We start from the raw sequence: 4,235 nt of genomic DNA on the forward strand, positions 1-4,235 counted from the left end.
TGGTCAGCTCGCTTAGCACCGCCTCAAGCTGTTTATCCGTCAGCCAGCTTCTGCCGTCTTCAGTCAGGTTGATTCGTTTCAGAGAAGCTCTAAACTCATTCTCGAGGATATACTCCCGGAAGCTTTCCCGCCTGCTGATACTTGGATCATAGGGAGTAAATCCGGTTCCCTGATCTATTACCTCCCAACCAAGCTGCTGCAGCTTATCCAGGAAGGGACGTTCAACGCTATTATATTCGGACATTATTCCTCACCAGTTTATATCTTCCAAACCTCTAAAGCCAGATTTATCAGCAAATGCTGTCTCTCGTCAATGGCAGCAGCATTCCAATCGGGAAACACTTTCAGAAATTGATTTATCCTGTTCACTGATGATTGATTACCAATGGTCGGCATCTCCACCAAGCTACGAGTGAAGTAGATTCCACAATCTTTGTAGAGAGGGGCTTTCAAGGCATAGAAGTTGTTGCTTGCCACTATGTTCAAAGGCTTCTGAAGCAAGGTCAGGTTCCCAAGCTTAATCTTATACTGCTCATAATCTTTACCAGGATTCTTCAATAAGAAGTCCGCTTTCAAATCGTTTTCCGGATTGTCTGGTAGGATATGCTCAATCTCGAATCCCATGAAGTTCTTCAGAGTTCTTGGGTCTCCAATCCCGACAAAATGCTGCTCTATATACTGAGTCAGTTTTGCAAGGAAGTACTTTGATCTGTAGTATTGGAGTGTGCCCAATGTGTATGTCCCTAGGAATGCTGCCAGTTCAGTTTGTTTCGCTTGAACATTAGGGACAAAATGTTTATCAATAAACTCATCCAACGCTGTCTTCTGGCTATCAGGATCAGGGAGTTTGGTAATATCCCTCAGTTCCCCCACCCACAGTGCGAAGTATCTTTCCAGTTCTTTGGTAGGTGTCTTGGTAAAGATGTAATAGAATAAGAAGATCTCAAGCTTTTTCACGAAATGATTGAACAGATCGATCTGCAGCGATCTAACTGCAAGCATGAGAATGTAGTGCAAGCTGAAAGCACCTCCGCAGAGCATTCTCAGGTTATCTGTATAAACGTTATCTTTGCCATCTTTATCCTTGCCATCTATGTATGCCAAATAGCACTTCAGATTGTCAATCAGATGCTTAACGAAAGCAAAGGGGTCTTTCTTGTATCCGCAAAGAGAGGCATTCTTTTCATCTACCAGCCAATCATAAATCTCATCTTCTCTGAGAATGTAGTCTTTTCTGCTGTTATCAATTGGATAGTTCGACATCAGATAATAGCGCAAAAAACGCAGCGGTTTTTCCTGTCTTTCCTCAAGCGGTTTCGTGATCTTCTTCCATTCATCTTTGAGCTTGGAGAACTCATCCGCATCCGCTTGCCTGAAGATCAGGTTCTTCATCAAGTCCATCGGATTAAGCCCAATACCCCTTTCATTGATTGTCTCGAATATCTTCAAGGCGCTGCTGATCTCTGTGGATATCTGAATAAAGACTACCCGATTGGCGAGGTATGCCCAAAACTTGAGCAGTTTGTCAGTTTCGGGAAAGTTATCATTCAGATAGTCATACACCGTTCCATAGGCATTCACGATATTCTTGAGTGCACCGTAAGTGTTAATTCCCGATGCCTTGATTGCTTTCTCAGTGGTTAAAGAGTCACTATTTTCTTTGATGATGCACTGTATTATCTCGAAGGCACCATCATACCTTGGCTCAAGCTTTAGTATCTTCTTTGTTTTTCCGGTGTCTAAAACCTTGCTTGATGATATCAGGCTATTGATTTCATTCTCTTCACCTCTAAGGTCAAACAGTGCTTTCATCGCACAGAGGATCAGATAGAAGGTTGTGAGCCTCTGTTGCCCATCTATCACGTCAAATTGATTGATTGATTCTCTGGGAGTTACTATTATGGTTCCCACAAAGTATTCAGTTTTGCTGTTTCCGTCCATCTCATCGACAATATCATCCAATAGCCGGACTACTTCCTTCTCTTGCCACACATACTCCCTCTGATAATCAGGGACATTGTAAAAACACTCATTAAACGCCTGATAGATTGTGTACTTGTGATTCTCGATTTTAGACATTAGCCTTTCTCCACTTTATTATCATTTAGATTTACTCTTACTTTTCCGGTTAGAAGGTCTGCCATCAGACCATGTTTGAGATTCTTGTATTTACTCAGCATTTCTTTATTATCAGATATTCCTAAGTCTATCGATTTCAGTATCTTTGAGATATGCAGTTGTTCTTCTAAGGATCTTGTCAACTGCATCCGTATTCTCGCCAATCTCGCTTGTTGTATACCTGTAACTGTAGATCCACTTGATTGTCTCTGTAAGTCATTTTGAAATCTATCGGTATTCATCAAGTAGTATAGATAATCATTAGTTATCGAAGAAGGTTTTACCTTGAATAAGAAGACCCTTTGGCTGAGAATGTACTTATTATTATCTGGAATTTGAGCAACTACTCCAAGTGGAGCTTCTGACGTCATTACAACATCTCCCTTAGAGCAGTCTCCGTGGTTCATCCATGCTCTATACAGATCTTCACTTGCTAAGTAGTGTTCCTTGTTGAAATTTATGAAACCAGGCTCAATGTTATTAGCTGATATAGCTTTTATGGACCCTCCGCCCCAATTCATCCCTAACTTGAGAGGTGTTTTGCCTCGAAAATCAAAATACTCCTTTATTACATCGTCAAAATCTGTTACATCCCATTCCTTTGGTATCCATCCCAATTTTGATTCTTTATAGAGTTCTGGAGCTTCCTCAATCGTGGGTCGCAACTTGCCTGTCTGAGTGTCAATGCCTCTAGTGAACAGGTCTTGCATCATCCCGGCTTTGATGGCTTGGTATTTATCTATAGCAGCTTCGGTCTTTTCAATCACTTCATCAACTGTGCTGAGTATAATAGCTATTCTAATCTGTTCTTGATCATCAAGGGGATAATATACTTCTATCTCATCAATATCATTCCGCTGAATATTTGGTAATCCACTTCCTACTCTAAGTTTCATAATATCTTGTTGGATGAACTTAAGATAGTGATATAGGTATGAATTACTTATTTGAACATTTTTCAATGTGTAACAGTGACCTCCACTCCAAAAACGTTGTTTCATCAATGAAACATATCCGCATGAATTCCCGCCCTCGCTAATTGTAATAGATTCCCTTTCCCTATTCCACCTGTCCAGATACCCAGATGGTTCAATGCCACCATTTATAACTGGATACTTCCCAGTTTGATCTAATGTGTCAGAATTTACTTGATCACCTTTGATAATTTCAGCTAGTTGACATAGGTAACTCTTTCTCCACTCACTCATATCCAAGTTCCTTCAGATACTTGCTTAGTTCTGTTACAGCATTATCCCGTTCTTGCAGAATCCTATGCAAGGGTTGGTCATACTTGTCCCAAAGCTTTTCAAGAGCAGATCTCAGGTCTCTGCTATACTGAATTAAATGTTCGTTAACTTTCGTGGAAAGGGTTGCTTCCCATCTTTGTAGGATCAACTCTTTTGCCTCGGCTTCACTGATCTTGCTTCTTGCCTGTTCCACCAGTTGCTCTTTGAGTTCCTTGATCTCCTTGATCTTCTTACGGCTTTCTTTCAGTTCCTTTTCTATCTCCAGATGTTTGGCAATGCGAGCTTCCTGTTCTGCAATCCGATGTTCAAGTTCCAATGCAGGTTTTTGGAGTGATTCTAACGCCCTTTCTATCTCACCATATGCTTCGCCGCTCTTCTTGAGGGCTTTGATCTGTTTTGTCTTGTTCTTGATGTCCTTATTCAGCTCTTTCAGTTCAGCACCCAGGTTCTTAATGGTCGTCTTAACTTCAGCCAGTTCTCCTTTGGGAAAGAATTCGTATTCTTCTTCATTCCAGGCACCCTCTTCCAGATCATTCACTTCAGAGAAGAGAGCTTCCAGTTCATCCCGCTTGGCGATGCAGTCATTAAGCTCTTTGATCACCTCAGGGAATTGGCTTTGCAGGATTTCATCATCAGGTATTAGTTCGGCATTCCATCCGCTGGCTGCCACACTGCGCAGATCATTGAAGATATCGTTCCAGAATCCGGCAAAGGCACCTCGGCATTTGAACTCATCGAGGATACCCAAAGAGCTGATCTTGGCAGTGATCGTGGCTGAGAAGGCATGATAGAGGTCATAAACATTACGCTCTGCAGGCAAGGCTTCAAGTTTGGCTTGGTGCTCATCACACCAGAGCTTCAAGGATGTCA

Annotated in this window: 4 protein-coding genes; all 4 read right to left on the minus strand. The window is 41.7% G+C overall.

The features are described from left to right. Window positions 1–244: type I restriction endonuclease (locus tag PHF32_08615; GenBank protein MDD4560777.1), on the minus strand; the 244-nt coding region annotated here is incomplete at its 3' end. Between the two features lie 14 nt (window positions 245–258). After that, window positions 259–2,079, minus strand: coding sequence for a DUF262 domain-containing protein (locus PHF32_08620; protein MDD4560778.1), 1,821 nt, complete (start codon window positions 2,077–2,079; stop codon window positions 259–261). Beyond that, window positions 2,079–3,326 carry a restriction endonuclease subunit S gene (locus PHF32_08625; protein MDD4560779.1) on the minus strand — a complete coding sequence of 416 codons (1,248 nt, stop codon included), beginning with the start codon at window positions 3,324–3,326 and terminating at the stop codon, window positions 2,079–2,081. The genes PHF32_08620 and PHF32_08625 overlap by 1 nt, the downstream gene beginning before the upstream one ends. Next, window positions 3,319–4,235, minus strand: a 917-nt coding sequence (locus PHF32_08630; protein ID MDD4560780.1) for a type I restriction-modification system subunit M, incomplete at its 5' end; no start/stop codon positions are given. The genes PHF32_08630 and PHF32_08625, both read right to left, overlap by 8 nt.

It is taken from the genome of Candidatus Cloacimonadota bacterium (assembly GCA_028706475.1).
Taxonomy (GTDB): domain Bacteria; phylum Cloacimonadota; class Cloacimonadia; order Cloacimonadales; family Cloacimonadaceae; genus UBA5456.